Source organism: Pseudomonas sp. KB-10 (genome assembly GCF_018221585.1).
Taxonomy (GTDB): domain Bacteria; phylum Pseudomonadota; class Gammaproteobacteria; order Pseudomonadales; family Pseudomonadaceae; genus Aquipseudomonas; species Aquipseudomonas yangonensis.
On the sequence record NZ_QYYB01000004.1, the window covers coordinates 44,985 to 70,991 of the forward strand.

Below are 26,007 nucleotides of genomic sequence, written 5' to 3' on the forward strand. Positions count from 1 at the left end.
GCGCCTCTGAAGCGGTAAAGCAAAAGCTGAAACGCGGCAGAGATGGAAGACCGAAGTTCCGCGATAGCTCAGTCGGTAGAGCAAATGACTGTTAATCATTGGGTCCCTGGTTCGAGTCCAGGTCGCGGAGCCAACTTCCTAACGGGGTATAGCGCAGTCCGGTAGCGCGCTTGCTTTGGGAGCAAGATGTCGGGAGTTCGAATCCCCCTACCCCGACCATATTTGGGTCGTTAGCTCAGTTGGTAGAGCAGTTGGCTTTTAACCAATTGGTCGTAGGTTCGAATCCTACACGACCCACCACCACAACGAAGAAGCCCGCCTAGTGCGGGCTTTTTCGTGTCTGCGTATCGGCTTTTTTGCTTAGCCCGGATGTAATCCGGGACTTTCTCGCGCTGAAAGATTGCCCCCGGATTGCATCCGGGCTACGAGCCTGCTTTTGTGGGAGCGGACTTGTCCGCGAATATGAACAGCAAAAGCTCGCGGACAAGTCCGCTTCCACGGAGTCGCATCCCGCATATCTGCTGACTCTCGCCTATGGATGGCAGTTCGTAGGGTGGGCTGAAGCCCAGCCTACGAGACTTGCTTGTCTCCCCTCTCCCGCTTGCGGGAGAGGGGCCGGGGGAGAGGGTAATCGGGGCACCGAGTCGCCTGTATTGCCCTCTCCCGCCCTTCGGGCACCCTCTCCCATGAATGGGAGAGGGTCATCATAAGGCCGCTCTGCGGCTGTTTTAGTGCAGCTTAAGGCGCGGCTCTGTGCTGCGCCCGATGCGGTCGCTGAGCATCAGCAGCAGCGTACGCAGAGTACCGTACAGCGCCATCTGGTGCATGCGGTAGAGCGATACGTAGAACACCCGCGCCAACCAGCCTTCGAGCATCACGCTGCCAGTGAGATTGCCCATCAGGTTGCCGACCGCCGAGAAGCTCGACAGCGAGATGAGCGAGCCATAGTCGCGATAGCGATACTCCGGCAGCGACTGACCACTGATCTTCAACCGCAGCGACTTGGCCAACAGCGAGGCCTGCTGATGTGCGGCCTGGGCGCGCGGCGGCACGTTACGTCCGTCGTTGCCCGGCTGCGGGCAGGCCGCGCAATCGCCGAAGGCGAATACGTCGTCGTCCAGCGTTGTTTGCAGGGTCGGGCGTACCTGCAACTGATTGATGCGGTTGCTTTCCAGGCCGTCGAGGTCCTTGAGAAAGCCGGGCGCACGGATGCCAGCGGCCCAGACTTTCAGGCTCGCCGGTATGAAATTGCCATCGGCGGTCTTCAATCCTTCTGCGGTCACTTCGCTGACCGCTGCGCCGGTCAGTACCGTAACGCCGAGCTTCTCCAGAGTCTGGTGCACGGGGCGGGCGATGCGCTCGGGCAGGGCGGGCAGCACGCGTGGGCCCGCTTCGATCAGGGTGATGCGCATGTCTTCCGGGCGAATGCGATTGAGACCATAGGCTGCCAACTGCTTGGCGGCGTGGTGCAGTTCGGCTGCCAGCTCGACCCCCGTGGCGCCCGCGCCGACGATGGCGATGTCGATCTTCGAGCCGTCTTCGCTTTCGTTGGCGTGCGCACGCAGGTAGTGGCTGAGCATGCGCCGGTGGAAGCGCTCGGCCTGCGCCCGCGTGTCGAGGAAGATGCAGTGCTCGGCCGCGCCCGGTGTGCCGAAGTCATTGGTGGTGCTGCCGACGGCGATCACTAGACTGTCGTAGGCGATGCGGCGTTCAGGCATCAGCATCTGGCCGTCGTCATCCAGTGTCGGCGCCAGGGTGATGCTCTTGCCGGCACGGTCAAGACCCGACATGCGCCCGAGCTGGAACTCGAAATGATTCCACTTGGCCTGGGCCACGTAGTTCAGTTCGTCTTCCGAGGAGTTCAGCGAGCCGGCGGCCACTTCGTGCAGCAGGGGCTTCCAGATGTGGGTGAGATTGGCGTCGACCAGGATGATCCGGGCTGCGCCGCTCTTGCCCAGTTTTCTACCAAGGCGGGTAGCCAGCTCCAAACCGCCGGCGCCGCCGCCGACAATCACGATGCGATGGGACATGGATAATGCTCACAAGGCTTTGAAAAAGACGGTGTGAGTGCGAGAGGGCGAGCGCGAAGCAGCTCATAGCACCAGTCGACTCAGAAAACGGCTCAGCAGGCCCAGGCCGATTACGACGACCAGCACCACGGTGAGCAGGCGCCAGACGCGAAATGGCTGACGTTCGACCTGATGCTGCGGAGCGCTCAGGTAGTGGTCGACTTTCTGCTGGTCTTCGGGGCTCAGGCGGCTGGTCATGGGGAGGCCTCTGCTTGAATGCGGCTATTCTAGGCGTGCCCGCCAGCCTTGGCGAGCGTCGTTGTCCTGCGGGTCAGGTGTCTGGCAGATGGCTTGCGCGCTGACGGCATCTTCCAGGCGGATGATGCCGCCCTCGATCACTCTGGCGGTTATGCCTCCGTGGCCCCGCATGGCCTGGAAGGTACCGCGCCCAAGGCGTTCCTCGAGGCGGGCGCAGGGCTGGCACCAGCCGGTGGTCTCCAGCAGCGCCTGGCCAATGCGAAAGCGCCTGCCTTTCAGGCTGAACAGGTTGATGCCGGCGACCGCAATGTTGCGCCGCAGCTCGCTCGGCTGCATTGGCGCATCGCGGCCGAGCAGGGCGGCGACGACTGCCAGGTGTTCCCACTGAATCAGCGTGACCTGCCGCGCATTGCGTGGCCCCGGGCGGCTGTGATCACCAGTCAGGCCTGCTTCGCGTCGGGCTTCCACGGCTTCGACTTCGAGCATGGCCTCGCGAGCTTTGGGGCGAACGCCTATCCAGCGCACCCGGCCGACCTGTGGTACCTCGGCCAGCAGTTCCTGTAACGGGCTCATAGGCCGATACCAATATCGAACAGCAGACTGCGCCCAAGGTTCTGTCGCAGAAAATCCGGCGCGTCCGGGTGGGCGAACAGCACGCGGGCGAAGCGCGGGCCGACCAGCGACAATGAGCGCCAGCCCTGACGCAGATATTCGGTCGGCGGTGGAAAGTGGCTGTTGCAGTCCAGCACGGCGCGCTTGAGGCTGACGAAGGCGACCAGGTCGAGCTCGCCCAGGTCGATGCCACGCTCGCGATAGTTATGCGCCTTCTTGCGCAAGGTGGGCGCCAGTCGCGCCTGCATCTCGCTGGCCGCAATGCGCTTGGGCCGCGCTTCGCGACGCACCAGCTGGCTCAGGGAAAAGGCGCTACGGCGTCGTTCGAGCTCGGCGCGCCACTCATCATTGAGGCGCCGTCCTTCATCGAGCACGAAGAACACTTCGAAATTGGCGTCGCGAAACAGCACATCCGGCGGCTCCTGGCCGCTGGGCATGAAGTCGTCGTTGTGATGACGCACGTTCAGCGCCTGCAGCAGGCGCTGGCAGACCCAGCGCTCGCGCTCCCATTTCTTGGCGTTGGAGAGAAAAGCGTTGGCCTGCTCGGCCTGGTGCGTCAGCAGGCGCAGGTAATCGGAGTCGTCCATGGGCAGAGCTTAGCCGTAGCGCTGACCCCTATGCCAGTGCTCCCTAGTGAGCGCTTGCAGGGTATGGCGCCAGGCATTCGTGTGAAGACTGGAATCCCGCTGGGTTCTGAATGTCATTGATCAATGGCAGGGCAATCGTCCCGCCGGTGCTACGCCGTCAAACTTACCCCGAGTGCCGGTGTAGACTGCCCGGCACGGCGAGGAGTGAATAAAGGGTGCACGCATGATCGCTTCCAATCTACTGGCGTTTTCTACCTTGTTGGGTGGATGGCTGATCTACGGGCTGGCACTGCTCTGGGCGGTCGCTCGCGCACCCTGGGTCGAGCTGTTCAGCGATCTGCGCCGCCAGCATCTGTTGTTCGGGACCATGCTCGGGTTGTTTCTGCTGTGGTTGGTGCGCCGCGATTTCGACTCCGGGCTGTCCTACCATTTCATCGGCATGACCGCTGTAACCCTGCTGCTCGACTGGCCGCTGGCCGTGCTCGCCGGCCTGGCGGCGCAGCTTGGCCTATTGGCTATAGGGCGCATGGATCTGGCCTCGCTCGGCATCAATGGTGTGCTGCTGGTGCTGATACCGGTGCTGGTCACCGAGCTTTGCGCCATCCGGGTCGAGCGCGCGCAGCCACGCAACCTGTTCGTCTACATCTTCTTCTGCGGGTTCTTCCCCGCTGCGCTGGCAACGCTGATGACGCTGCTCGGCGGCCTCGCCTTGTTGTGGATGGACGGCCTGTTCCCCATGCCGCCCTGGCTGGATGATTTCGCCGGTTACCTGTGGCTGGTGGCGTTCCCCGAGGCCTTTATCAACGGCACCATCGTCACGGCACTGGTGGTGTTCTATCCGGACTGGCTGGAAACCTTCAACCGCAGCCGCTACCTGCAGGCGCCCTGGAAGGAGAATGACCGCGGCGAGTGAATGGCGGCGTATTGGCCGATTGAATGCCGCTGGCAGGGTTGATCCCGGTCAATGCTCGGAGCGTGCCTGCCGCCATGCTGTGAAAAAGCTTCCGGGGTATTCGACATGAGTATTCACAGTTGGGCGAGAAAGGCACTCGAGGGCGATCTGCATGACGCCGAAGCCCAGGGCTACGAGCCTGTGATGGCATTGCGTGCGCTGCTGTCGGAGATCGTGCAGCAGAGCAAGACGCTGCGCGATCCCCAAGAGCTGGCGCACGAACTGCAGTTTCTCGCCGATAACCTCGACGATGATCGTGATTACGCCTTTATGCGCCCCTGAGCGCTGTCTTGATGGATGCTCGTCATGTGTAGCTGTAGAGCGGCTTCAGCCGCGATTGCTCGTCAATGCGGCCGCGTCGGCAGATCACCACTGAACAGCTCGTCTTCCAGATCATTGCCGGGAACCGCATGCTCCTCGGCAGCCCAGGCGCCCAGGTCGATGAGCTTGCAACGATCACTGCAGAACGGGCGATAGGCGTTTTCGGTTTTCCACTCGACGGGCGCGCCACAGGTGGGGCATTGAACGGTCGTAGTCATGGCTGGCCTCCGCGCAGGGTCAGGTAAAAGTTGTGCAGGCGCTCGACTTCCGTATCCAGCCAGACCATATCGCGATCATTGATCAGTACGTCATGTGCATGACGCAGCCGCTCTTCGCGGCTGGCCTGAGCCTGCATGATGGCGCGAACCTGCTCTTCCGAGCTTTGGTCGCGGGCGATGGTGCGTTGGATCTGTAGCTCGACAGGGGTGTCGACCACCAGAACCCTCTGGGTGATATGCCGCTGGCCGGACTCGACCAGCAACGGTGAGACCAGGATGGCGTAAGGCGACTCGGCGCGTGCCAGCACCTGAATGATTTCCTGGCCGATCAGCGGGTGCAGAAGGTTTTCCAACCAGCGGCGCTGCTCGGGGTCGGCAAATATCAGCTTGCGCAGCGCGGCGCGATCCAGCTCGCCGCTGGCTTGCAGCACGTCTGCACCGAAGTGCTCGGCGATCTTCGCCAGTGCCGGTCGGCCCGGCTCGACCACCCAGCGCGCCGCGTGGTCGGCATCGACCACATGCACGCCGCGGTCCATAAAACCTTGTGCCACAGCGCTCTTGCCACTGCCGATGCCGCCGGTCAGGCCGAGAATCCAGGGTTTTGTCACGCCAATGCAGCCTCGTCATTGCTCAAGGCCGCGATTGTAGGGGGGATTTCGATGTGATGCGAACACGGTGTCCTATCCCCCTTGTAGGAGCCGCGCCCCGCGGCGAATGGCTTTGGCGTGTTGCTGAATCCAAAAGCTTCGCGCCGGGGCGTCGCTCCTGCAACTAGGACGACTTCAACCACCGGGTAGCCCGGATGCAATCCGGGACCATGTATAGGCACCCCCGGATTTCATCCGGGCTACGGGCTGTAGGAGCGGCGCCCCGCCGCGAAACTGCGCGAGGCGATGATGGCATTGCGCGTCAGAACCCGGCGAACTTCAAATAACTCCCGGTAATCACGTCGCCCCAAAGCAGCGCGATCCACCCGGCAATCGCCAGATAAGGCCCGAAGGGCATCGGCGTACTCGAATCGCTACCGCGCAGGCGCAGCAGAATCACCCCCAGCACCGCGCCGACTAGCGACGACAGCAAAATGGTCAGCGGCAGAATCTGCCAGCCGCCCCAGGCACCGAGCATGGCCAGTAGCTTGAAGTCGCCGTAACCCATGCCTTCCTTGCCGGTGACCAACTTGAACAGCCAGTACACCGACCACAGGCTCAGATAACCGGCAATCGCACCCCACAGCGCGTCCTCCAGGCTAGTGAACAAGCCGAAGTAATTGACGATCAAGCCCAGCCACAGCAGCGGCAGCACCAACACGTCCGGCAGAATCTGGTGATCGGCATCGATCAGGCTCATCGCCAGCAGCCCCCAGGCCAGCACCAGCATCGCCGCGGTTTGCCAAGTGAGACCAAAATGCCAGGCGATGTAGCCGGAAAGTACTCCGCAGGCCAGTTCAACGATGGGGTAGCGTTTACTGATCGGTGTTTTGCAGCTCGAGCACTTGCCGCGCAGAAATAGGTAGCTGACTACCGGGATATTCTCCCAAGGGCGAATCTCATGGCCGCACTGCGGGCACGATGAGTTAGGGAGAACGAGATTGAAGGTTTGTTCCTGTCGCGCTGCTGGCAGCTCAAGCACCTCACGCGCCTGGCTCTGCCAGTCGCGTTGAAGCATCAAGGGGAGGCGATAGACCAAAACGTTGAGGAAACTACCGATCAGCAGGCCGAAAGTTACACAAATGAAGACCAGAGCCGACACGTTCTCAGCTAATAAGGATATGAATGTCAACCGATAACACCGCCAAGGCTGAAAATGGGGAGGTACATGGCTATGATGAGTCCGCCTACGAGTACACCAAGAACGGCCATGATCATCGGCTCAAGCAGGGTTGTCAGGTTGTCCACAGCGTTATCGACTTCAGCCTCATAGTAGGAGGCGACCTTGTCCAGCATGCTGTCGAGGGCTCCTGACTCTTCGCCGATGGCTGTCATCTGCACGGCCATGGCTGGGAACACATTGGTATTGCGCATCGAGAAATTAAGCTGCATGCCGGTTGATACATCTTGTTTGATCTTATTCGTTGCGTTGCGGAAAACCACGTTGCCTGTCGCTCCGGCGACTGAGTCAAGCGCCTCTACCAGAGGGACGCCGGCGGAAAAGGTGGTGGATAGTGTGCGACTGAAACGCGCGACAATGGCCTTGTAAAGAATATTGCCCAGTACAGGCATTTTCAGCAGAGTACGGTCAATGCTGTTGCGGAATTTTTCGCTTCGGCGGTGAGCGAAGCGGAATGCGAAACCTGTTGCAAATATGCCGAACAGGAACAGAAACCACCAGCTTTGCAAAAATTCCGACAGATTTATCACCATCATGGTAAAGGCGGGAAGCTCTGCGCCGAAACCTGCGAATACACCTTGGAAAGTCGGTACCACCTTGATCAGGAGGATGGCAGTAACGATAACGGCTACCACGATTACCGCGATCGGGTAGGTCATGGCTTTTCTAATTTTGGCTTTTAGCGCCTCTGTCTTCTCCTTGTACGTGGCGACGCGATCTAGTAATTGCTCCAAAGCGCCGGATTGTTCGCCAGAGTCGACCAAGTTGCAGTAAAGATCGTCAAAGTAAAGTGGGAACTTTCGCAGAGAACTGGCGAGGCTATGGCCGGCCGAAACTTCCTGTTTGAGATCCTCGACCAGCTTGCGCATGTTAGGGTTTTCGACCCCTTCGGCAATGATGTCGAATGACTGAATAATTGGCACACCAGCCCCCATCATAGTCGACATCTGGCGAGTGAACAGGGCGATATCCATTGGGCTGATTTTCTTGCCTGCCCCGCCAAAGAGAGCCTTCGGCTTCTTTTTGACCTTTTCAGGAGCAATGCCTTGTGTTCGCAGTTGTGCTTTGACCAAGGCTACGGAGGTGCCATTTACCTCACCTCTGATCTTATTGCCTTTCTTGTCTTTCCCTTCCCATTGGAAGGTGCTCATCTTCAGCGCTTTGTCCGCCATGATTTAATCCTTGGTCACGCGGTTGATTTCCTCAAGACTGGTCACGCCTTGCATCGCTTTGAGCAGGCCTGAGGTGCGCAGGTCGTTGAAGCCGTCTTTGCGCATTTGGGCGGCAATGTCGATGGAGTTGCCTTCCTCCATGATAATCCGTTGTAGGGCAGGTGTTATTTTAACCACTTCATAAATCCCTACGCGGCCTTTGTAGCCGCCCTTGCAAGCGTCGCAGCCTACAGGGCCATACAGCTTGAAGGTGCCTATCTTGTCCGCAGGAAAGCCCTCCTGGGCTTGCACTTCTCTTGGAACGTCTACCTCTTTCTTGCATTGACTACACAGCTTGCGGGCCAGTCGCTGGGCAATGATCAAGTTGACCGAGGTGGCGATGTTAAAGGAAGGTACGCCCATATTACGCAGGCGTGTCAGGGTTTCGGCAGCGCTGTTGGTGTGCAGCGTGGACATCACCATATGCCCGGTTTGCGCGGCCTTGACGGCAATGGAAGCAGTGTCCAGATCGCGAATCTCACCAACCATGATGATATCCGGGTCCTGGCGCAGAAAAGCGCGTAGCGCCTGGGTGAAATCCATGCCTTGTTTGGGGTTGACGTTGACCTGGTTAATGCCCTCAAGGTTGATTTCCACCGGGTCTTCAGCGGTAGAGATATTCACATCAGGGGTGTTGAGAATATTCAAGCCAGTATAGAGCGATACCGTTTTGCCTGAGCCAGTGGGCCCTGTTACCAGAATCATGCCCTGTGGTTGCTTCAGAGCTGTCATATATAGCTCTTTCTGGCTTTCCTCGTAGCCTAGTGCGTCGATGCCCATTTGTGCGCTGGTAGGGTCGAGAATCCGCATTACTATCTTCTCGCCCCACAAGGTAGGCAGAGTGTTGACGCGAAAGTCGATGGCCTTGGTCTTCGATACCTTCATCTTGATGCGGCCATCCTGCGGTTTGCGTCGTTCGGAAATGTCCAGCGATGCCATAACCTTGAGGCGCGCCGCGATACGGTTGGCCAGCTGAATGGGTGGCTTGGCTACTTCGTGCAGGACGCCGTCCGTGCGAAAGCGCACGCGGTAAGCTTTCTCGTAGGGCTCGAAATGCAGGTCCGACGAGCCGCCTTTGATTGCGTCCAGCAACATTTTGTTGACGAAGCGTACGACAGGCGCGTCGTCGGCGTCGCCACCTGCCGCTCCGTCGCCATTAGGGTCGGTATCCGTTTCGATATCCAGGCCATCGTCCAGGTCGATATCGCCCAGGCCGGCCACACCGTTGCCGTCACCATTGTCGAAGTAGTGGTCGATGGCAGCGTCCAGTTTGTCGTCCTCGACCAGAATCATTTCTGTGTTCAGACCAGTACTGAACTGGATATCGGTGACAGCCTGCTGCAGGGTGGGGTCGGACACACCGATGAACAGCTTGTTGGCGCGTTTCCACAACGGTACAGCGCGGTGCTGGCGTGCCAGTTTCTCGCTGATGATGCCCTTGGGTTGCTGCTCTCTGTCTAGAGTGGACAAGTCCATATGCGGCACGCCGAACTGCTCGGCCGCGTGCTGAGCCAGCAGGCGGCTGTTGACCAGTTTATTCTGCACCAAGTAGGTTACCAGCGGTGTCTGGTTGCGTTGCGCCTGTTGTACGGCCTTGCTGGCAACCTGTTCTTCGATGACTTGGGCCAGCACCAGTTGGCGGGCGAGGCCGGTGAGGGCGGGGGCGTCATTCATGAGGAAATCACACGATTGTCGGTTCTAAAGGACTGACTTATAACCGAGAAGCCTAGACGCTGCCACTGCATGTGGCGAGGGTGACAATTTTGGTCGTATTTGTCTGGAATGCGTTGCCTGGAGTGGTTGCGAAGGGGCTGCGAACGCTGAATTGCATATTCTAAGAGTTGGCACGCTATTTGATATGTTTCTAGTACGCGGGGCTGCATGAGCTGGCCACGTTTGATCTGTACTGACATTTTCAGGAGAGCAGCATGAAGTCTAACAAGAGCCAGAAGGGTTTTACCCTAATCGAGCTGATGATCGTAGTGGCCATCATCGGCATCCTTGCCGCCGTCGCCATTCCGCAGTTCCAGGACTATCAAGCCAAGGGCTATGACAAGTCCGCCCAGTCTGACGCACGCAACGTTCTGACCGGCGCGATCGCCAACTCCAACTAATTTCACGGGAATTCATACGATGAAAAAGATTGTTGCCGCGACACTGATCGCTGGTCTGTTCTCTTCCGCTGGTGCTTTTGCTGCTGGCGGTGGTGGTGCTGTAACTCCGACTGCCGTTGCTTTGGCTAATGGTTATGTACAGATGAGAGCAGCATCCTCTGAAAAAATTAACCTTGCTGAGCAGTTTGCGTTGACTGCCCTTGGCAATCGCGCGGGCTTTGTCAAGAACAACTTTGAAGCCACCTTGTCCGCCAACGTAGCTGCAGGTGTGACTGACGATGCCGCGAACAACCGCTTTGGTACAGTGGCTGGTTCCAACAAAGGCTACACTGTTTTCACTGGTTCTTCCGTTGGCGGTAGTGTGAGTCAGTGCGGCCAACAGGTCAAAAAAGGTGATGACGCCAACCTGGCGGCTTCTCTGGTGGTTGCAGGTACCTTGGTTTTGGCTAACGCCAATGGCTGTGGTCGCCAGCCGTAATTTGATCGTAATAGAACGCCCCCTCATGGGGGCGTTCTCGTTGATGGGGTAGTAATGTTTGAATTGGCAATGCTGGGGGGGCGCGCGGGAACGCGTGGCCATGGTTTTCGTGTCCTGTTGTTGGTAACGCTCGCGCTTCTTGGTGCCGCGCTACTGGCCGGTAACTTTTCCGGCCGCCAGCCGTTGACTGTGGCGCTGGATGTAGGGCTGAGCGGGCTGCGCTTTATCCTGCTGTTGATGGTTTTGCTCTGGGTGCAGGATCTGCTGGCCCGTGACATCGAACGCAAGACGATCTATTTCGTACTGGCTTACCCGATTACTCGCAGCCAGTTCTTATTTTCTCGCTTTCTTGCAGTCGCCACTTTGAGTGCTGGTGCATTGTTGTTTGCTGGTCTGGCCTTGTGGTTGGTGCTTTATCTGTTCGGCTCCAATCATCCTCAGCAGCAGCCGCCTGCATTGGGCATGCCCTATGCCATGGTTCTGCTGGGTATCTGGTTGGACTTGCTGGTGGTAGCCGCCTTCGCCATCCTGCTGGCGAGCTTGTCTACCACGCCTTATCTGCCCCTGCTGCTGGGCTTTGCCTTCGCCCTGGCGGCCCGCGGGCTGGGGCCGACGATCAGTCATCTGCGGAGTGCGCGTTCCGATCCGCTGCATGAAACCTTGTTCAGCCCGGTGCTGGAGCATGCCTATACCTGGCTGCCCGACTTGTCCCGGCTGGACTGGCGACCATTGGCGCTCTATGGCTTGCAGGCAGATTTCACTGCCATGGCTCTGGCAACCTTCAATGCACTGGCCTATGTCCTGTTATTGCTGGTGCTGGCGTCTGTGGCCTTTCGGCGGCGTAACTTCATATGAACCTCTGGCGCCTGTTGCTGGTGGCAATGCTGTGCTGGGGCGCTTTTGCCTACAGCGGGCTGCGCCTGTATGACTACGAACGTCTGGATCAGCGCATGGAAGTACTGCGGGTGCGCCTGCCGCTGCTGGTGCAATTGCTAAATGCCGGTGGGGACACTTACCTGGCGGCCAATCTCAATGTACTACGTGGCGTGACAGTCGATGTGCGGGTGACGGAGCAGGAGACCTACCGTATTCAAGGGCAGTTGCAGGTGGATGCGGCCAGTTTCAACCCGCGTCATGAAGACAACTATTACCTGGCGGCTGCCATTCTGCCCTGGAACGGCCAAGTCGAGGCGGGCCAGGAAGTGTTGTTGCAGGCGGCACAGACGCGAACCTGGGATATGTGGCCAGCATTCTATTACGCGTTCAACGCCATGTACTTCGAGCGTGATATGCCCAAGGCCGGGCATTGGGCTGAGATAGCTGCGCAGCGCCACCCTGGCAATGCCGCTGCCTTGCGCAGTATGGCTGCCGCCTGGTACGAGCGGCAGAATGATTCAGCTGTAGCGCTGGATGTATTGCGAGCCATGCACGCTCACAGTAGCGATGCTGAGTTTCGTAAATTGCTGCAGGCGCGTATTACTCGTCTGGAAGGTCTGCTGGTCCTGCGCAAGGCGCTGGCAGATTACCGGCAGCAACATGATGGTCAGATGCCGACGGATGGGCAGGCACTGATTGGCTACGGCGGTCTTGAGACATTACCCGAAGACCCGCTGGGTGCTGGCTACGTGCTGGACTCGCAGGGCCAATTACAGATTGCCGATCATATCGACTCACGGATGCAAGAATGAATTTGATTGAAATTTGCGGCTTGAGCAAAGCGTTCAAGGCCAAGGGGCGCCAGGTCAAGGCGCTGGATGATGTGAGTTTCACTGTTGCGGCAGGTCAGTCGGTCGGTTTTATCGGCCAGAATGGTGCTGGCAAAAGTACAACCATCAAGATTCTGTTCGGCGCATTGCGGGCTGATGCAGGGCGGGCGTTGTTGATGGGGCTCCCGGCTGAGGATCCGGCATCCCGTCAGGGAGTCGGCTATGTGCCGGAGAATCCCTACCTGTACGAGCAGTTGACCCCCCGTGAAGTGGTGACTTCCGGCCTGAGCCTGCATGGTATCAAGGGAGAGGAAAACCGCCGGCGAACCGAGCATTGGCTGGAGAAGCTCGGTATTGCCTATGCGGCGGACAAGCGTATCCGTAATTTGTCCAAGGGTATGACGCAGCGTACTGCATTGGCTCATGCCTTTGCCATCGAGCCGCGCCTGCTGGTGCTGGATGAGCCCATGTCCGGCCTCGACCCGGTAGGGCGGCGGCAAGTAGCCGATCTGATGCAGGAATATCGTCTGGGCGGCGGTACGCTGTTTTTCTCTTCACACATCCTGCATGACGTCGAGCGTCTGGCTGACCATTTCGTGATGATCCACAAGGGTTGCCTGCGCGCCCAGCAAGGCGTGGCAGAGTTGTTGGCCAGCCAGGGGGCGATGGTAGTGCGCTATTTGGGGGGTACTGAGATTCCAGGGTTCGAGCGTGACGCCGGTGACGTGTGGCGGGGCTTGGTGGCGCGCGAGAATTTGGCCCAAACCATGGCTCAGATAGAGGCGACAGCCGGCGTGCTGCTCAATGTGCATCCTCAGAACTCTCTGGAGGAGTTGTTCGACGCCGTAGTCTACGAAACCCGTGAGGGTTGAGGGTATGCCTTATATGCCAGCCCTGGATGGAATCAGGGCTATCGCCATCATGTTGGTGTTGTTGTTCCATGCCTATGTACCGTTATTCCCTGGTGGCAACTTGGGGGTGGATGTTTTCTTTGTCCTGAGCGGTTTTCTGATCACTCGTTTACTGTTGTTGGAGTGGTATGCCAGTGAGAGGCTCGATACCAAGCGATTCTACTGGCGCCGGATTTGGCGATTGATGCCGCCGTTGCTTGTGTTGCTTGCGCTTTATGCCGTCGCAGCGCCTTTGGTATGGCCTGATTACCCGTTTCATCTGCGTGATGGGCTGATGACGCTTCTTTATTTGGGGAATCTGGGAGCTGCATTCGGTGCCACGCCAAGTCAGTTGCTACATGGTTGGTCGTTGGCTGTTGAGGAGCAGTTCTATTTGCTCTGGCCTCTATTGCTGTTGGGCGCATTTCGTTTGCGTTTGCCTCTTTGGCAGACACTGTTGCTGATTTACGTGCTGATGAATCTCTGGCGATGCTGGGCCTTGTTTGGGCTTGGCATACCTACAGGCGTGGCCTACTTTCGCCCGGATATCCACAGTTCTGGCCTGGTGCTTGGTGGGGTTATGGCGGCCAGTGTCGGTCATGGGGGGGGGCGCTATGTGCCACGCTGGCTTTTCTGGCCCTGCTGCCTGGTGGGAGCGCTGGCGGTGTTGTGGCCTCGTTCCGATGTTGCGCATCTGGCGCTTTTTGTCCCTTTGACCGAGCTTTCTGTGGCCGGAGTGCTGCTCTGGTTATTGGCTTATCCCGATGATGCTGGAGGGTGCTGGCTGGCCTGGAAGCCATTGGTGACGGTGGGCAAGTTGTCTTATGGTCTTTATCTGTATCACTACCCCCTGATGAAAGCGTTGCAGCTAGGCGCCTGGGGCTGGCCTGTGACGCTGTTTTTCGGTAGTGCTGGAGCTCTGCTGCTGGCGGCACTCTCGTATCATTTTCTTGAGCAGCCAGCGAAACGCTACAGGCTTAGTAGGTATTCCTAGTTATCCGGACGCGGCGTCTTTTCGGCCCGAGTCGTGATCTGAGGTATAGTGAGGTCTTCAAGCCAGAGCACTGTAACCCTTTATGCTCCTATCCCAATATCATGCTTTAGGTATGAAACTACAGGCTCAGCCGCATCGACAAATCCACCGCCTTCACATCCTTGGTCAGCGTCCCTAGCGAGATGTAATCAACCCCAGTTTCGGCGACCGTGCGCAAGGTGCTGTCGTTGATGCCGCCAGAAGCTTCCAGTTTGGCGCGGCCGGCGGTGAGTTTTACGGCTTCGCGCATATCGTCCAGTGAAAGTTCGTCGAGCATGACGATGTCGGCGCCGGCTTCCAGCGCTTCGCGCAGTTCTTCCAGGCTTTCCACTTCCACTTCCACCGGCTTGCCGGGGGCAATCTGCTGGGCTGCGGAAACTGCCTGGGCGATGCCACCGCAGGCGGCGATGTGGTTTTCCTTTATGAGGAAGGCGTCGAACAGGCCGATGCGGTGGTTGTGGCAGCCGCCGCAGGTTACGGCGTACTTCTGCGCCAGTCGCAGGCCGGGGAGAGTCTTGCGGGTGTCGAGCAGTTTGACCTGGGTGCCTTCGACCAGATCGGCGTAATGGCGACAGCGGGTGGCGACGGCGGAAAGGGTCTGCAGGAAGTTCAGCGCGCTGCGTTCGCCGCTGAGCAGAGCGCGCGCCGGACCTTCGAGAGTGAACAGGGTCTGGTCGGCCTGAACGCGGTCGCCGTCCTGCACCTGCCAGTGCACCGCCACGCGCGGATCGAGCTGGCGAAACACCGCATCGACCCAGGCCGTGCCGCAGATCACTGCGTCTTCGCGGGTGATCACCCGTGCGCTGGCCAGGCGTTCGGCCGGAATCAGCTGGGCGGTGATGTCACCGCTGCCGATGTCTTCAGCCAGGGCGCGGCGGACATTGGCTTCGATTTCGCTGCTGAGTTCGGCGAGTGTCAGGTTGGGCATGGTCGGCTCCGGTGTAGGCGAGGGGCGATTATAGAGCCAGGCGAGGGCGGGGCAATGCTCGGGCGCCGTCGTACGTCGTTTGGTTTTCGATGATTGACCGGGCACTTTCGGCCTGAGCCATGGCTCCTATCAATGGAGCGCTCCGATCATCGGTGCAGCGGTGTATGGCTGCCGGTGTTAGGTTGTCCTGGTGCGGCGTGCGCTGTGGGCTACCGCCTGTAGATGGCGTGCGGCTATCTGTGATCTGGGTCATGTCTGTAGAAAAATTTGGCTTGGTATGGCGCGCAGCCTCCCTATAATGCCTTTACTTTTTATTTTGTTGACGCCAGGCCTTTGACGTTAAGGACGACGCTCGGTTGACGCTGTGCAGACCAGGAAGCCCGGGTTCGGGCAGTCTGCGGGAGACTAGAATGAAGACCGACGCGAATGTGGTGCCCCTGACCAAGGCGACCGCTGAGCAATCGCCAACTTCGCCGGTAGGAAGACTGCCCGTGGCGCTTATTCAGGTGCGTGACAAAGCCGCGCAACAGCTCAAGCAGAACCTGCAGAGCCTGTTCGACAATGCTGACGATACCCTCTTCGAGATGGCGGATCGGGCGACCAGCAATGCCGAGCAGAACGCCTTTTTCGAGGCGATGCGCGACCTGCGTCTGAAGCGCAAGAGCATCGAGCGCGGTTTCCTGCAGAAGGTGTTCGAGTCTTTCGCCAATCTCAATCAGTACGAAATCGGCAAGCCGCAGCCAGCACTGGATGCGGTGTCCTTCGACAGCCTGAGCTTGGTGCAGAACGACGAACTGGAAGAGACAGTGGCGTTGGATGCCATGGTGGCCAAGGTAATGAGCCGTGATGCCATAGCGCTGGGCCACCTCACCACGCGTCTTAACGCGGTGATCAGCAAGAAGCTCGACGACAAGAGCAATCCGCTCGGCCCGACGCTGCTCAGTGAGTACTTCCTCGATGCCTGCAGCGGCCTGGGCGTGGAGATCAAGGTCAAGCTGATCATCCTCAAACTGTTCGAAAAATACGTGCTGGGCAGCTGCGACGCTCTTTATGCCGAGGCCAATCAGGCTCTGGTCAATGCTGGCGTGCTACCGGAGCTGAAGTCGGCGCCGCCGCGTCGTCAGCAACGTCCAGCAGCCTCCGCTTATAGCCAGTCCTCGAGTGAGGAAGGCATTCCCTTGCTCGAAGGCGCCGATCAGGGTGTTCAGGAGGTCTTCGGTGCGCTGCAGGATCTGCTGTCGCAGGTGCGCGGCACCGCGATGCCGCGCCGAGCCCAGATGACCGATGCACTACCGATCACCAGCAATGACCTGATGCGCCTGCTTTCGCATATGCAGCAGCGCGCCCCGGCGCAGGTCAATTTCGAAGACTTCGATCTGCGCGATCAGCTCGAACGCTTGCTCGAACGCGCCAGTGCCAAGAGCGGCAAGGCGCGCGTGGTCGGTGAAGTCGATGAAGACGTGATCAATCTGGTGTCAATGCTGTTCGAGTTCATTCTCGATGACCGCACCCTGCCGGATTCGCTCAAGGCGCTGATCGGCCGTCTGCAGATTCCGATGCTCAAGGTCGCGGTGCTGGACAAGACCTTCTTCAGCCGCGGCAGCCACCCGGCGCGTCGTCTGCTCAACGAGATCGCATCCGCGGCATTGGGATGGGGCGATCAGGACGATGCCCAGCGTGACAGCCTGTATCAGAAGATCGAACAGGTGGTGCAGCGCCTGTTGAATGACTTCGTCGATGATCCGGCGATCTTTTCCGAGTTGCTGGCCGAGTTCATGGCTTTCACGGGCGACGAGCGCCGTCGTAGCGAGCTGCTCGAGCAGCGTACGCGTGATGCCGAGGAAGGCAGCGCCAAGGCCGAGCTGGCGCGCCGTCAGGTCGAACAGGCGCTTAACGAGCGCCTGCTGGGCAAGACCCTGCCGGAAGTGGTGGTGCGTCTGCTGCAGGAAGCCTGGAGCAAGGTGCTGATGCTTACCTGCCTCAAGCACGGGGTGGACTCGGACGAATGGCAGGCTGCGCTGCAGACCATGGATGATCTGGTCTGGAGCGTTGCCCCGCATGAAGATCCCGAGGCGCGTCTGCGCTTGCTGGAGCTGGTGCCCGGTCTGCTCAAGGCATTGCGTGAGGGGATGGCCAGCGCGGCCTTCGACCCGTTCTCCACCAGCGAATTCTTCAGTCAGCTGGAGGCATTGCATGTGCAGGCCTTCCAGCGTTTCAAACGCGCCACGGCCGAGCCCGACTCAGCGCCGGATGAATCTGCGATCACCACCGATGCTGCACAAGCAGGCGTCGAGCTGCCGCTGCTTGAGTTGCCGGCAGCGGAAGTCGAAGATGCGCCGGCCATGGTCGAGGTGGTCGAGGAGATCGTACTGCTGGCGCCGGGCCAGACTCAGCCTCAGGAGCCGGATGTGGTGCTGCCGGACGATGACGAGGCGCTGCAGCAGGTCGATAGCCTGCGCGTGGGCAGCTGGGTCGAGTTCCAGGAAGACGATGAGCACAAGCTGCGCTGCAAGCTGGCGGCGATCATCAAGCCCACCGGCAAGTACGTGTTCGTCAACCGCACCGGCATGAAGGTGCTGGAAAAGAGCCGCAATGCGCTGGCCGTGGAATTCCGTCGCAACACCATCCGCCTGCTCGACGATGCATTGCTGTTCGACCGCGCCCTGGAGTCGGTGATCGGCAATCTGCGCAAGCTGAAGAACGCCTGATTCGCTGCCTGGGCATTCTGCACCAGGCAATGAGCGGCGCTGTAGGAGCCCCGCCCCGGGGCGAAGCCTTTTGGTCTTACGGCGTGGTCGATATCGGTTCGCCGCGGGGCGCGGCTCCTACTTTGTGCCCCTCTATTTCCGTCTTCGCACATCCTGTTGCTGTCTCGCTCTTGGCCGTCTGGGGCGGCTGTTCTAGAGTGGTGCCACGTTCAGGAGTGCCATATGCAGCTCGACCCCTCAACCGGCTGGTTTCAGGGCATTGATCACTGCCCCTCGCCAAATTTCAACGCTCGTCCCAGCGGCGAAGTCTCCCTGTTGGTGGTGCATAACATCAGCCTGCCGCCCGGCCAGTTCGGCACCGGCAAGGTGCTGGAGTTCTTCCAGAACCGTTTGCCCATAGACGAGCATCCCTTCTTTGCCGAGATCGCCACGCTGCAGGTTTCCGCGCATTTCTTCATCGAGCGTGATGGCAGGCTGACGCAGTTCGTCTCCTGCCTGGATCGTGCCTGGCATGCCGGGGTTTCCTGGTTCGAGGGGCGCGACAACTGCAATGACTTTTCCTTGGGCGTGGAGCTGGAAGGCACGGATGATCTGCCCTACAGCGACGCTCAGTACGCCAGCTTGGCGCAGCTGACGCGACAGTTGCTGGATGCCTACCCGGCGTTGTCCGCGCAGCGTATCCGTGGCCATTGCGACATCGCTCCCGGACGCAAGACCGACCCGGGGCCTGCGTTCGACTGGTCGCGGCTGCATGCCGAATTGAATGAGAGGTAGCGATGAGTTTTCTGGTGATTCTGCTGGTGTTGTGGGTCGAGAAGTTTTCCGCCTGGCGCCTGCGCATCCAGCAGGACGGCCCCTGGCTGGCGCAACTGCAACGCCTGCAACAGGGCGCGCTGCAGCAGGCCCCGTGGCTATGCCTGGCCATTCTGGTGCTGTTGCCGGTGCTGGCGCTGGGCCTGGTGCTGCTGATTCTCGAGCAGCTGGCTTATGGCTGGCTGGCCTTGCCGGTGCATCTGCTGGTGCTGATCTACAGCCTGGGGCGTGGCGATCTGCTCGCGGCTCTGGGCCCGTTCCGTGACGCCTGGCGGCGCGGTGACGGTCAGGCCGCCTACCATGTGGCCGAGCGCGACCTGGCCTTGCAGCCCGAGGAGGGTGCCGAGCTGCTGCAGCAGGTTCAGGGGCACCTGCTGTGGCAGGCCTATCAGAGCTTCTTCGCGGTGATCTTCTGGTATCTGCTGCTGGGGCCCATGGCGGCGCTGGCCTATCGTCTGCTGGCGCTGAGTGCCGAGTACGCCGAGCAACCGGCCCTGCGTGAGCGTGCCGTGCAATTGCGCCATGCCTTCGATTGGCTGCCGGCGCGGGTGCTGGCTTCCAGCTTCGCGCTGGTCGGCAACTTCGTCGCCGTCAGCCGCGCCCTGCTGCATGAGCTGCTGAGCTGGGACATTTCCGCTGCGCAACTGGTGATCAAGGCCGGGCGTGCCGCGGGCGAGATGCCGCCGCCGGTGATGGGCGAGGAGGGCGTCGATACCCTGGACCAGCTATGGCAACTGCTGATTCGGGCGGCAGTGGTCTGGTACGCCGGCTACGCGGTCTGGGTGCTGTTCATCTAAGGCGCCGATCACGGGCAGCCCCGGCAGTGCGGAAGCGGCCCGGCTAGCTCGGTGGCGGGTTTCACCTGTCCTACGTTTTCATCAGGATCATGCGCTGTACCCGGCTGCGCAGGGGACGCCATGGGCGCTGCGCTTGCTTAACCTTAAGTTACAGAGAGGCGTGTCGATAAGCGGTATAAGGAGGCTGCAGTCGACCTGTTTGGTGATGTCCATCACGTTTATCGGCCTGTATTCGGCGCATGTATCCGCATGTCACATGCCGGTCGAAGCAGGATACCGTCACGAGCTCGTAAGAGGCTCGGCGGCTGCCAAGCGAGACCTAATAACAATAATGGCAATTGGAGACGTCGAGTGAAGACCGTGTTGTATCCGGCCATCGCGCTGATGAATCGCCTCAGCTTCGGCATGAAGTTCAGCCTGATCAGCGTTCTATTCTTCCTGCCCATGCTCGTCACCAACTTCTATCTGGTGCGAGATTCCTATCGCCAGTTCGTCGGTACCCAGACAGCTCTGGAAAGTCTCGAGCTGCTCGGCAGCACTCTGCAACTGCGACGTGATCTGGAGAGCCTCAACGATCTGGTGCAGATCAACTCGATGATCGGTCAATCCGGTCAGGCGGGGGATCTGGAAGGGCGTATCGATCAGCTGGAGCAGTCGCTCAATGCCGGCCTGCAAGGGCTGCAGCCGGTGACCAGCGATAACGAGCAGGCATCGGAGTTCCTCGCCAAGCGCGACGAACTGCTGGCCGAGCTGAAAAGTGCAGCGGCCGAGACTTCGCTGCAGAGCAAGACGGTGATCGTCGAGAAGCTGCTGGGCTCCTCTCAGGTGTTCATCAAGCTGGTGGCCAGTCAGGCCGGTCTGAGCCAGGACCCGCAACGTCAGGTACGGCAGATCACCGAGCTGATCACCAACGTCACGCCGCGCATTACCGACGTGCTCAGCCAGGGCCGAGCGGTTGGCGCCTATTCCCTGGGCCAGGGTTATCTCAATTCCGTAGCCAGCACCAAGTTCGACGACCTGCTGCTGCTGCTTGAAAAGCTGCACGCCGAGTACGGCCTGAATCTGCAGGATGCCCTGGCCGGCAATGTCGCCGCGCAGAACGGCCTCGGCAGCCTGGCCGAGGCCAGCCGCCAGAGCCTGAAGGACAGCGGCGCGTTGTTCGAGGATCAGGTCATTATCGCCGACAGTCTGGATACGCCCTGGACCCAGTTCTACGACCAGATCAGCCAGCAGATGGCCAGGACCTACGCCTTGAACGATGGCTTGCTGGCGTTCCTCGACAACCAGCTGAGCGAACGGGTCAGCGAAAACCGCGCGCAAATGGTCGTGCTGGTGGTGGCGCTGGTGGTGGTGTTCCTGCTGATCGTCTATCTCTACAGCGGTTTCTATGTGTCCACTCGCGCGACCCTGAAGAACCTGGGCCGGGTGATGGACAGGGTGGCTGCGGGCGACATGACGGCCAACTTCCAGGCGCGCAGTCGTGACGAGTTGGGTGAGTTGGGTCAGGTGTTCAATCAGACCGTGCAACGCATCCATGATCTGATCGAGCGCGTCGGCCAAACCGTGGGTGAGGTTGGTGGGCAGGCCGATCGGGTCGAGCTGGTCTCGGGCGAGAGCAACCAGGCGGTGGCCAGCCAGCGTGCGCAGATCGAACAGGTGGCCACGGCGATGAACCAGATGTCCGCCACCGCCCAGGAAGTCGCGCGCAGCGCCGCGGCTGCGGTGGGTAGTGCGCAGAGCGTGAATCAGGAGACGGTCAGTGGTCGCGCCCTGGTCGAGCAGCAGGTCGGAGCGATTCAGCGCCTGGCCGGCGAAATCGACCAATCGGTAGCCGTGATCAATCAGTTGGCCAGCGACAGCGCCGCGATCAGCCAGGTGCTGGACGTGATCAAGGGCATAGCCGAACAGACCAACCTGCTGGCGCTCAACGCCGCGATCGAAGCGGCGCGAGCTGGGGAGCAGGGTCGTGGCTTCGCCGTGGTGGCCGACGAGGTGCGCAACCTGGCCAAGCGTACCCAGCAATCCACCGAGGAAATCGAGGAGATGATCGCCAAGCTGCAGGGCGGTGTCGGTGCGGCAGTGAAGGCGATGAATGCCAGTCACCAGATGGCCGACGGCACCGTGAGCGAATCGGCCAAGGTGCAGCTGGCATTGGAGAACATTCTCGGCGCGGTGGGCATGATCGTCGATCAGAACCAGCAGATCGCGGCAGCTGCCGAGCAGCAGACGGCAGTCGCACACGATATCGATCAGAACATCGTCGAGATCAACCATGCCGGAGAGCGCACCGCTGCCGGTGCCAGCCAGACCGAGCAGGCCAGTCGCGAGTTGAGCGAGTTGGTGGCGCGGCTCAAGCAGTTGATCAGCGCGTTTCGGGTGTGAGTGACGACTCGTGGGAGGCGCTTCAGCGGCGATGTTTGTTAAGAGTCGCGGCTAAAGCCCCTCCCGCAGAGGCGAGCTCACCCTAGTTCCAGCCGAACACCTCATCCGCATTACGGCTGCTGGCCGCCGCCAGCTCTTCGGCCGTAATGCCACGTAGCGCTGCCAGTTCGGCGCAGATGTCCGCCAGGTATTCGGGGCTGTTGCGTTGGTTCGGGTGCATGGCCGGGGCCATGTCCGGGGCGTCGGTTTCCAGCACGATGGATTCCAGCGGCAGCTGCGCCACCACCCTGCGCAGGCGGTTGGCCTGCGGCCAGGTGGCGGCGCCGCCCAGGCCGAGGCGAAAGCCCAGCTTGATGTACTCGCGCGCTTCTTCATAGCTGCCGGCGAAGGCGTGGACGATGCCGCCGCGGGCCGGACGAAAACGCTTGAGTGTGGCGATGGTGGCGGCATGGGCTCTACGCACGTGCAGCAACGCCGGTAATTCGAAATCGACCGCCAACCCCAGTTGAGCTTCGAACAGCGTCTGCTGACGTTCGCGATCCAGGTCCGCCAGGTAATAATCCAGGCCGAACTCGCCAACGGCGCAGAGTTTGCGGTGTCCGGCCAGTCTGCCTAGCCAGTCACGCAGTTCGGCAAGATGCTGCGGTTGATGCTCGTCCAGATAGACCGGGTGCAAGCCGAACGCGGCGTGCAGGCCATCGTGCGCTTCGACCAGTTGCCACAGGCGCTGCCAGTTGGCCTGGTACACCCCGAGCACCACCATGCGCTGCACGCCCCGCGCACTGCTGCGTGCCAGCATCTCGGTGCGGTCGGCGTCGAAGTCGGGAAAATCCAGGTGGGTGTGGGTATCGATCAGGCGCATTGGTCGGCTCGCGGACGGGCTTTCAGGGTCGACTATTTTCGCCATTGCCGCCAGTGCCGGGGAGCGTTGGCTAATCTTCTCGGTCGTATGGCTATGGACGAGTTTCACTCGGCACGCGAAGTAGGGAGGTCACCGGGTGCGCCAGGTACGCAAGCTGATGGGCGCGATGTTCGCCATTTTTCTGCTGTTGGTGGCGGCGCTGATGCTGTTTCTGGCGCTGTTCGACTGGAACCGGGCACGGCCGCTGATCAATGAGCAGGTATCGGCGGCGTTGAATCGGCCATTCGCCATCGAGGGTGATCTGCGCGTGTTCTGGCAGCGCGAACCTGGCCAACAGGGGCTGAGCGCCTGGCTGCCCTGGCCGCATTTCGCTGCCGAGCAGCTGCGTCTGGGCAATCCTGACTGGGCGCAGGGCGACACCTTCGTCAGTCTCGACCGCGTGCGTTTGCGCTTGTCGCCCCTGCCGCTGCTGTGGAAGACCGTGAGCATCCCGAGTATCGAGCTCGGTGCGCCGACGGCCGACCTGCAGCGTCTGGCCGATGGTCGCGCCAACTGGGTGTTCGACCTGGGCAGTGAGCAGGCGGATGACGGCGAGCAGCCCAGCCCCTGGACGCTGGATATCGGCACCATCGCGTTCGACAAGGGGCAGGTGAAGCTCGATGACAAGGTCAGCAACACGCGGCTGGATGCGGTCATCCAGCCGCTTGGCGAGCCGATACCCTTCGCCGAGATCGTCGGCAAGAACGCTGCCGAACGCCTGACTGAAAGCAACGCCAGTGCTCAGGACTACGCCTTCGCCTGGCAGACCAAGGGCAGCTTTCGCGGTCAGCCGCTTACCGGTAACGGCAAGGTCGGCGGTCTGCTGGCTCTGCATGATGCCTCGCAGCCCTTCCCGCTGCAGGCAGATGTGCGTGCCGGCGCCACCCGCATTCGTGTCGCTGGCAGCCTGAGCGATCCGCAGAATCTCGGCGCGCTGGATCTGCGCCTGCGACTGTCCGGAGCAAGTCTGGGCCACCTCTACCCGCTGACCGGCGTCACCCTGCCGGATACGCCGCCCTACAGCACCGACGGTCGTCTGCAGGCCGACCTGCGTGACGCCGGTGGCGCGACCTTTCGCTATCTCGGTTTCAACGGGCGTATCGGCGACAGCGACATTCATGGCGATCTGACCTTCGTCGCGCGCGAGCCACGGCCGAAACTGTCCGGGCGCCTGACTTCCAACCAACTGCTGTTCAGTGACCTTGCGCCTCTGATCGGCGCCGACTCCAGCGCCGACAAGCGGCAGCGTGGTGAACGCGATACGCAGCCGGCGAACAAGGTGTTGCCGGTCGCGCAGTTCCGTACCGACCGCTGGCGCGCGATGGATGCCGACGTACGCTTCGTCGGTAAACGCATCGTGCACAGTGAGCAGTTGCCGATCAGCGATCTGGATACTCATGTGGTGCTCAATGACGGCACGCTGAGTCTGGAGCCGCTGCGCTTCGGCATGGCCGGCGGCGCGCTCGACGCGCAGATTCGTCTCAATGGCGCGGCTACCCCGTTGCAGGGGCGGATGCGCCTGCGCGCCCGAGATCTCAGGCTCAAGCAGCTGTTTCCCACCTTCGCGCCGATGCAGACCAGCCTGGGCGCCTTGAATGGCGATGCGCAACTCAGCGGCCGCGGCAACTCGGTTGCGGCACTGCTGGGCAGCGCCGATGGCGAATTGAAGATGCTGATCAACGACGGGGCGGTAAGCCGTGGGCTGATGGAAATCGCAGGGCTGAACGTCGGTAATTACCTGGTGGGCCGGCTGTTCGGTGACGAGGAGGTGAAGATCAACTGCGCGGCTGCCGATCTGGGCATCAAGCAGGGCCTGATGAGCACGCGCCTGTTCGTCATCGACACCGAAAATGCGGTGATCAAGGTCGACGGCAGCGCCAACTTCGCCAGCGAACGGCTGGATTTCACCATCACGCCGGCGACCAAGGGCTTTCGCATCTTCTCCCTGCGCTCGCCGCTGTATGTGCGCGGCACCTTCAAGCAGCCGGCGCCGGGCGTGCAGGCGACACCGCTGGCCCTGCGTGGTGCCGGGCTGGTGGCGTTGGGGGTGGCCGTGGCGCCGGCGGCCGGTTTGCTGGCGCTGGTAGCGCCCAGCGCCGGTGACGAGCCCAGCCAGTGCGAACCCTTGCTGCAGAAGATTCGCGGCGGCTAAGTGCGCCTGTGCTCAGGTGCGTGCCTTGAAACTTCGGCCGATGGCTTCGATACCAGGTTGGTAGTCGCCGAGCTCCACCGCCCGCAACGTCCAGGCCAGCACGCGCTCGGCGATGCGCTCATGCTGCTGGCTCATGGCATTGACCCGCAGCGGCAGGAAGTCCAGCAACTGAGTATCACCGAAGGTGGCCAGGCGCACGGCCGGCCAGTGCTCGCCGCCACGTTCGCGCAAGGCATCGAGCACGCCTTCGAGCAGCACGTAGGCCGTGGTGAGCAAGGCATCCGGCGTGCCGCCTTCATCCAGTAACGCCTGCATCTGCTGGTAGCCACAGGCGCGTCCGAATTCATTGCCGTGATAGACGCTGACGCGCCCTGCGAAGCCGGCCAGCGCCGTATGAAAACCGCGCTCGCGTGCCTGGCTGATGACCAGCTCGGCGCGCGCACCGAGCAGGGCGATATGTCGGGGCCGGGGCGTCAGCAGGCTTTCGGTCAGCGTGCGCCCGGCCTGCTCGTCGTCACTGACCACCGAACGGATATGTGCGGGCGAGAGCGCTCGGTCAACCGCCACCACCGGCAGGCCGGCGGCGACGATGGTGGGATACAGCGGGTCGTCGGCGGGCAGGCAACTGGCGACGATCAGCGCCTCGCAGCGACGCGAGCGAAACAGTTCCAGCAGTTGCCGCTCGGTGTCCGGATCGTCGTCGGAACTGGCGATCAGCAGCTGGTAACCCGCTGCACGGGCCTTTTGTTCCAGCAGCTTGGCCAGGCGTGCATAGCTGGGGTTTTCCAGGTCCGGCAGGATGAAGCCCAGGCAGCGGCTTTGCCCGCGGCGCAGGCTGGCGGCCTGCTGGTCGGGGCGGTAGCCGTGTTCTTCCACCACCGCCAGCACGCGCGCTACGGTCGCCGGGCTGATGCGCCGGCGTTGGGCCTGACCGTTGATCACGTAGCTGGCGGTGGTTACCGAGACCTGGGCCAGGCGGGCGATGTCGCTGAGTTTCACGGGCGCAGCACCATGTAGAGAAGAGGTTTCGATCGTGCGAGCGCGGCGAGTCTACACCGCTGCGGCGACGACCGGGCTTCAAGGATTACCCATTATCGGATAAGGTGCCAG

Annotated in this window: 25 protein-coding genes, 3 tRNA genes and 1 pseudogene; 17 read left to right on the forward strand and 12 right to left on the reverse strand. The window is 60.9% G+C overall.

Annotation, left to right across the window (positions count from 1 at the left end; genetic code table 11):
* The first annotated feature begins 57 nt into the window (after positions 1-57).
* The 3 genes from DXK50_RS11950 to DXK50_RS11960 all read left to right on the forward strand — a co-directional run bounded on the left by DXK50_RS11950 (position 58) and on the right by DXK50_RS11960 (position 300).
* Positions 58-133: transfer RNA gene (locus DXK50_RS11950), tRNA-Asn, on the forward strand.
* Between the two features lie 9 nt (positions 134-142).
* Positions 143-219, forward strand: a tRNA-Pro gene (locus DXK50_RS11955).
* Positions 220-224: 5 nt separating this feature from the next.
* Positions 225-300 (forward strand) — tRNA-Lys (locus tag DXK50_RS11960).
* A gap of 428 nt (positions 301-728) precedes the next feature.
* Here DXK50_RS11960 and DXK50_RS11965 read toward each other — a convergent pair.
* The 4 genes from DXK50_RS11965 to DXK50_RS11980 form a co-directional block, all read right to left on the reverse strand.
* Positions 729-2,030, reverse strand: a complete 1,302-nt coding sequence (locus tag DXK50_RS11965) for an NAD(P)/FAD-dependent oxidoreductase (protein ID WP_161864859.1) — start codon at positions 2,028-2,030, stop codon at positions 729-731.
* Positions 2,031-2,093: 63 nt separating this feature from the next.
* Positions 2,094-2,267: a DUF3094 family protein gene (locus DXK50_RS11970; RefSeq protein ID WP_161864860.1), complete on the reverse strand. Its 174-nt coding sequence runs from the start codon at positions 2,265-2,267 to the stop codon at positions 2,094-2,096.
* A gap of 24 nt (positions 2,268-2,291) precedes the next feature.
* The gene (locus DXK50_RS11975; RefSeq protein ID WP_212630474.1) at positions 2,292-2,840 is read right to left on the reverse strand and encodes an MOSC domain-containing protein; all 549 of its coding nucleotides are present in this window, start codon (positions 2,838-2,840) and stop codon (positions 2,292-2,294) included.
* Positions 2,837-3,466: a DUF1780 domain-containing protein gene (locus DXK50_RS11980; RefSeq protein WP_212630475.1), complete on the reverse strand. Its 630-nt coding sequence runs from the start codon at positions 3,464-3,466 to the stop codon at positions 2,837-2,839. Before DXK50_RS11980 ends, DXK50_RS11975 begins: the two co-directional genes overlap by 4 nt.
* A gap of 223 nt (positions 3,467-3,689) precedes the next feature.
* Between DXK50_RS11980 and DXK50_RS11985 the strand changes: the two genes are divergently transcribed.
* Both DXK50_RS11985 and DXK50_RS11990 read left to right on the forward strand, forming a co-directional pair.
* Positions 3,690-4,379, forward strand: coding sequence for an energy-coupling factor ABC transporter permease (locus DXK50_RS11985; RefSeq protein WP_212630476.1), 690 nt, complete (start codon positions 3,690-3,692; stop codon positions 4,377-4,379).
* Between the two features lie 105 nt (positions 4,380-4,484).
* On the forward strand, positions 4,485-4,700 hold the full coding sequence (locus tag DXK50_RS11990; RefSeq protein ID WP_212630477.1) for a hypothetical protein: 216 nt from the start codon (positions 4,485-4,487) through the stop codon (positions 4,698-4,700).
* Between the two features lie 62 nt (positions 4,701-4,762).
* On the opposite strand, the gene yacG is transcribed toward DXK50_RS11990, so the two are convergent.
* From yacG to pilB, 5 genes are all read right to left on the reverse strand, one after another.
* Complete coding sequence (yacG, locus tag DXK50_RS11995; RefSeq protein ID WP_212630478.1) at positions 4,763-4,957, reverse strand: DNA gyrase inhibitor YacG; 195 nt, start codon at positions 4,955-4,957, stop codon at positions 4,763-4,765.
* On the reverse strand, positions 4,954-5,565 hold the full coding sequence (gene coaE / locus DXK50_RS12000) for a dephospho-CoA kinase (RefSeq protein WP_212630479.1): 612 nt from the start codon (positions 5,563-5,565) through the stop codon (positions 4,954-4,956). The genes yacG and coaE overlap by 4 nt, the downstream gene beginning before the upstream one ends.
* A gap of 301 nt (positions 5,566-5,866) precedes the next feature.
* Positions 5,867-6,736 carry a prepilin peptidase gene (locus DXK50_RS12005; RefSeq protein WP_212630480.1) on the reverse strand — a complete coding sequence of 290 codons (870 nt, stop codon included), beginning with the start codon at positions 6,734-6,736 and terminating at the stop codon, positions 5,867-5,869.
* Positions 6,733-7,956: a type II secretion system F family protein gene (locus DXK50_RS12010; protein ID WP_212630481.1), complete on the reverse strand. Its 1,224-nt coding sequence runs from the start codon at positions 7,954-7,956 to the stop codon at positions 6,733-6,735. Before DXK50_RS12010 ends, DXK50_RS12005 begins: the two co-directional genes overlap by 4 nt.
* A 3-nt stretch (positions 7,957-7,959) precedes the next feature.
* Complete coding sequence (gene pilB, locus DXK50_RS12015) at positions 7,960-9,669, reverse strand: type IV-A pilus assembly ATPase PilB (RefSeq protein ID WP_212630482.1); 1,710 nt, start codon at positions 9,667-9,669, stop codon at positions 7,960-7,962.
* A 254-nt stretch (positions 9,670-9,923) separates the two neighbouring features.
* Here pilB and DXK50_RS25185 point away from each other — a divergent pair, with 254 nt between their 5' ends.
* The 6 genes from DXK50_RS25185 to DXK50_RS12045 are packed head-to-tail and all read left to right on the forward strand — an operon-like array spanning position 9,924 to position 14,177.
* Positions 9,924-10,109, forward strand: coding sequence for a type IV pilin protein (locus DXK50_RS25185; RefSeq protein ID WP_212630483.1), 186 nt, complete (start codon positions 9,924-9,926; stop codon positions 10,107-10,109).
* Positions 10,110-10,128: 19 nt separating this feature from the next.
* Complete coding sequence (locus DXK50_RS12025; RefSeq protein ID WP_212630484.1) at positions 10,129-10,587, forward strand: hypothetical protein; 459 nt, start codon at positions 10,129-10,131, stop codon at positions 10,585-10,587.
* 54 nt (positions 10,588-10,641) lie between these two features.
* The gene (locus DXK50_RS12030; protein WP_212630485.1) at positions 10,642-11,442 is read left to right on the forward strand and encodes an ABC transporter permease; all 801 of its coding nucleotides are present in this window, start codon (positions 10,642-10,644) and stop codon (positions 11,440-11,442) included.
* Positions 11,443-11,456: 14 nt separating this feature from the next.
* Complete coding sequence (locus tag DXK50_RS12035) at positions 11,457-12,275, forward strand: hypothetical protein (RefSeq protein ID WP_212630486.1); 819 nt, start codon at positions 11,457-11,459, stop codon at positions 12,273-12,275.
* Positions 12,272-13,165, forward strand: coding sequence for an ABC transporter ATP-binding protein (locus tag DXK50_RS12040; protein ID WP_212630487.1), 894 nt, complete (start codon positions 12,272-12,274; stop codon positions 13,163-13,165). The genes DXK50_RS12035 and DXK50_RS12040 overlap by 4 nt, the downstream gene beginning before the upstream one ends.
* 13 nt (positions 13,166-13,178) lie before the next feature.
* Entirely contained in the window at positions 13,179-14,177 is a 999-nt protein-coding gene (locus tag DXK50_RS12045; RefSeq protein ID WP_212630488.1) for an acyltransferase family protein, read from the forward strand.
* 118 nt (positions 14,178-14,295) lie between these two features.
* Here the strand turns inward: DXK50_RS12045 and nadC are convergent, their stop codons facing one another.
* Positions 14,296-15,144, reverse strand: coding sequence for a carboxylating nicotinate-nucleotide diphosphorylase (gene nadC, locus DXK50_RS12050; RefSeq protein WP_212630489.1), 849 nt, complete (start codon positions 15,142-15,144; stop codon positions 14,296-14,298).
* 410 nt (positions 15,145-15,554) lie between these two features.
* On the opposite strand from nadC, the gene DXK50_RS12055 reads away from it, so the two are divergent.
* The 5 genes and pseudogenes from DXK50_RS12055 (at position 15,555) to DXK50_RS25515 (ending at position 21,844) form a co-directional block, all read left to right on the forward strand.
* Complete coding sequence (locus DXK50_RS12055; protein WP_212630490.1) at positions 15,555-17,852, forward strand: DUF1631 domain-containing protein; 2,298 nt, start codon at positions 15,555-15,557, stop codon at positions 17,850-17,852.
* A gap of 222 nt (positions 17,853-18,074) precedes the next feature.
* Positions 18,075-18,626 carry a 1,6-anhydro-N-acetylmuramyl-L-alanine amidase AmpD gene (gene ampD / locus DXK50_RS12060; RefSeq protein ID WP_212630491.1) on the forward strand — a complete coding sequence of 184 codons (552 nt, stop codon included), beginning with the start codon at positions 18,075-18,077 and terminating at the stop codon, positions 18,624-18,626.
* A gap of 2 nt (positions 18,627-18,628) precedes the next feature.
* Complete coding sequence (gene ampE / locus DXK50_RS12065; RefSeq protein WP_212630492.1) at positions 18,629-19,462, forward strand: regulatory signaling modulator protein AmpE; 834 nt, start codon at positions 18,629-18,631, stop codon at positions 19,460-19,462.
* Between the two features lie 1,320 nt (positions 19,463-20,782).
* Positions 20,783-20,989, forward strand: a pseudogene (locus DXK50_RS25510) (HAMP domain-containing protein); the annotation flags it as partial.
* 150 nt (positions 20,990-21,139) lie between these two features.
* Positions 21,140-21,844: a methyl-accepting chemotaxis protein gene (locus tag DXK50_RS25515; RefSeq protein ID WP_461818878.1), complete on the forward strand. Its 705-nt coding sequence runs from the start codon at positions 21,140-21,142 to the stop codon at positions 21,842-21,844.
* 82 nt (positions 21,845-21,926) lie between these two features.
* Here DXK50_RS25515 and DXK50_RS12075 read toward each other — a convergent pair whose 3' ends face one another.
* Positions 21,927-22,706: a TatD family hydrolase gene (locus DXK50_RS12075; protein WP_212630494.1), complete on the reverse strand. Its 780-nt coding sequence runs from the start codon at positions 22,704-22,706 to the stop codon at positions 21,927-21,929.
* 136 nt (positions 22,707-22,842) lie between these two features.
* Between DXK50_RS12075 and DXK50_RS12080 the strand changes: the two genes are divergently transcribed.
* A complete protein-coding gene (locus tag DXK50_RS12080) occupies positions 22,843-24,897 on the forward strand; it encodes an AsmA family protein (protein WP_349292096.1) in 2,055 nt (684 codons plus the stop codon).
* Between the two features lie 12 nt (positions 24,898-24,909).
* On the opposite strand, the gene cra is transcribed toward DXK50_RS12080, so the two are convergent.
* Complete coding sequence (gene cra / locus DXK50_RS12085; RefSeq protein WP_212630495.1) at positions 24,910-25,896, reverse strand: catabolite repressor/activator; 987 nt, start codon at positions 25,894-25,896, stop codon at positions 24,910-24,912.
* Between the last annotated feature and the right edge of the window lie 111 nt (positions 25,897-26,007).

Bases quoted from the DNA above. Each gene is read 5' to 3' on its own strand.
- DXK50_RS12030 (WP_212630485.1), top strand. From the start codon at position 10,642: ATGTTTGAATTGGCAATGCTGGGGGGGCGCGCGGGAACGCGTGGCCAT.
- DXK50_RS12040 (WP_212630487.1), top strand. From the start codon at position 12,272: ATGAATTTGATTGAAATTTGCGGCTTGAGCAAAGCGTTCAAGGCCAAG.
- DXK50_RS11965 (WP_161864859.1), bottom strand. From the start codon at position 2,030: ATGTCCCATCGCATCGTGATTGTCGGCGGCGGCGCCGGCGGTTTGGAG.
- DXK50_RS12010 (WP_212630481.1), bottom strand. From the start codon at position 7,956: ATGGCGGACAAAGCGCTGAAGATGAGCACCTTCCAATGGGAAGGGAAA.
- DXK50_RS12055 (WP_212630490.1), top strand. From the start codon at position 15,555: ATGAAGACCGACGCGAATGTGGTGCCCCTGACCAAGGCGACCGCTGAG.
- DXK50_RS25185 (WP_212630483.1), top strand. From the start codon at position 9,924: ATGAAGTCTAACAAGAGCCAGAAGGGTTTTACCCTAATCGAGCTGATG.
- ampD (WP_212630491.1), top strand. From the start codon at position 18,075: ATGCAGCTCGACCCCTCAACCGGCTGGTTTCAGGGCATTGATCACTGC.
- DXK50_RS12075 (WP_212630494.1), bottom strand. From the start codon at position 22,706: ATGCGCCTGATCGATACCCACACCCACCTGGATTTTCCCGACTTCGAC.
- DXK50_RS12045 (WP_212630488.1), top strand. From the start codon at position 13,179: ATGCCAGCCCTGGATGGAATCAGGGCTATCGCCATCATGTTGGTGTTG.
- DXK50_RS11985 (WP_212630476.1), top strand. From the start codon at position 3,690: ATGATCGCTTCCAATCTACTGGCGTTTTCTACCTTGTTGGGTGGATGG.
- DXK50_RS11970 (WP_161864860.1), bottom strand. From the start codon at position 2,267: ATGACCAGCCGCCTGAGCCCCGAAGACCAGCAGAAAGTCGACCACTAC.
- DXK50_RS11975 (WP_212630474.1), bottom strand. From the start codon at position 2,840: ATGAGCCCGTTACAGGAACTGCTGGCCGAGGTACCACAGGTCGGCCGG.
- ampE (WP_212630492.1), top strand. From the start codon at position 18,629: ATGAGTTTTCTGGTGATTCTGCTGGTGTTGTGGGTCGAGAAGTTTTCC.
- DXK50_RS12025 (WP_212630484.1), top strand. From the start codon at position 10,129: ATGAAAAAGATTGTTGCCGCGACACTGATCGCTGGTCTGTTCTCTTCC.
- DXK50_RS25515 (WP_461818878.1), top strand. From the start codon at position 21,140: ATGTCCGCCACCGCCCAGGAAGTCGCGCGCAGCGCCGCGGCTGCGGTG.
- yacG (WP_212630478.1), bottom strand. From the start codon at position 4,957: ATGACTACGACCGTTCAATGCCCCACCTGTGGCGCGCCCGTCGAGTGG.
- DXK50_RS11990 (WP_212630477.1), top strand. From the start codon at position 4,485: ATGAGTATTCACAGTTGGGCGAGAAAGGCACTCGAGGGCGATCTGCAT.
- nadC (WP_212630489.1), bottom strand. From the start codon at position 15,144: ATGCCCAACCTGACACTCGCCGAACTCAGCAGCGAAATCGAAGCCAAT.
- DXK50_RS11980 (WP_212630475.1), bottom strand. From the start codon at position 3,466: ATGGACGACTCCGATTACCTGCGCCTGCTGACGCACCAGGCCGAGCAG.
- pilB (WP_212630482.1), bottom strand. From the start codon at position 9,669: ATGAATGACGCCCCCGCCCTCACCGGCCTCGCCCGCCAACTGGTGCTG.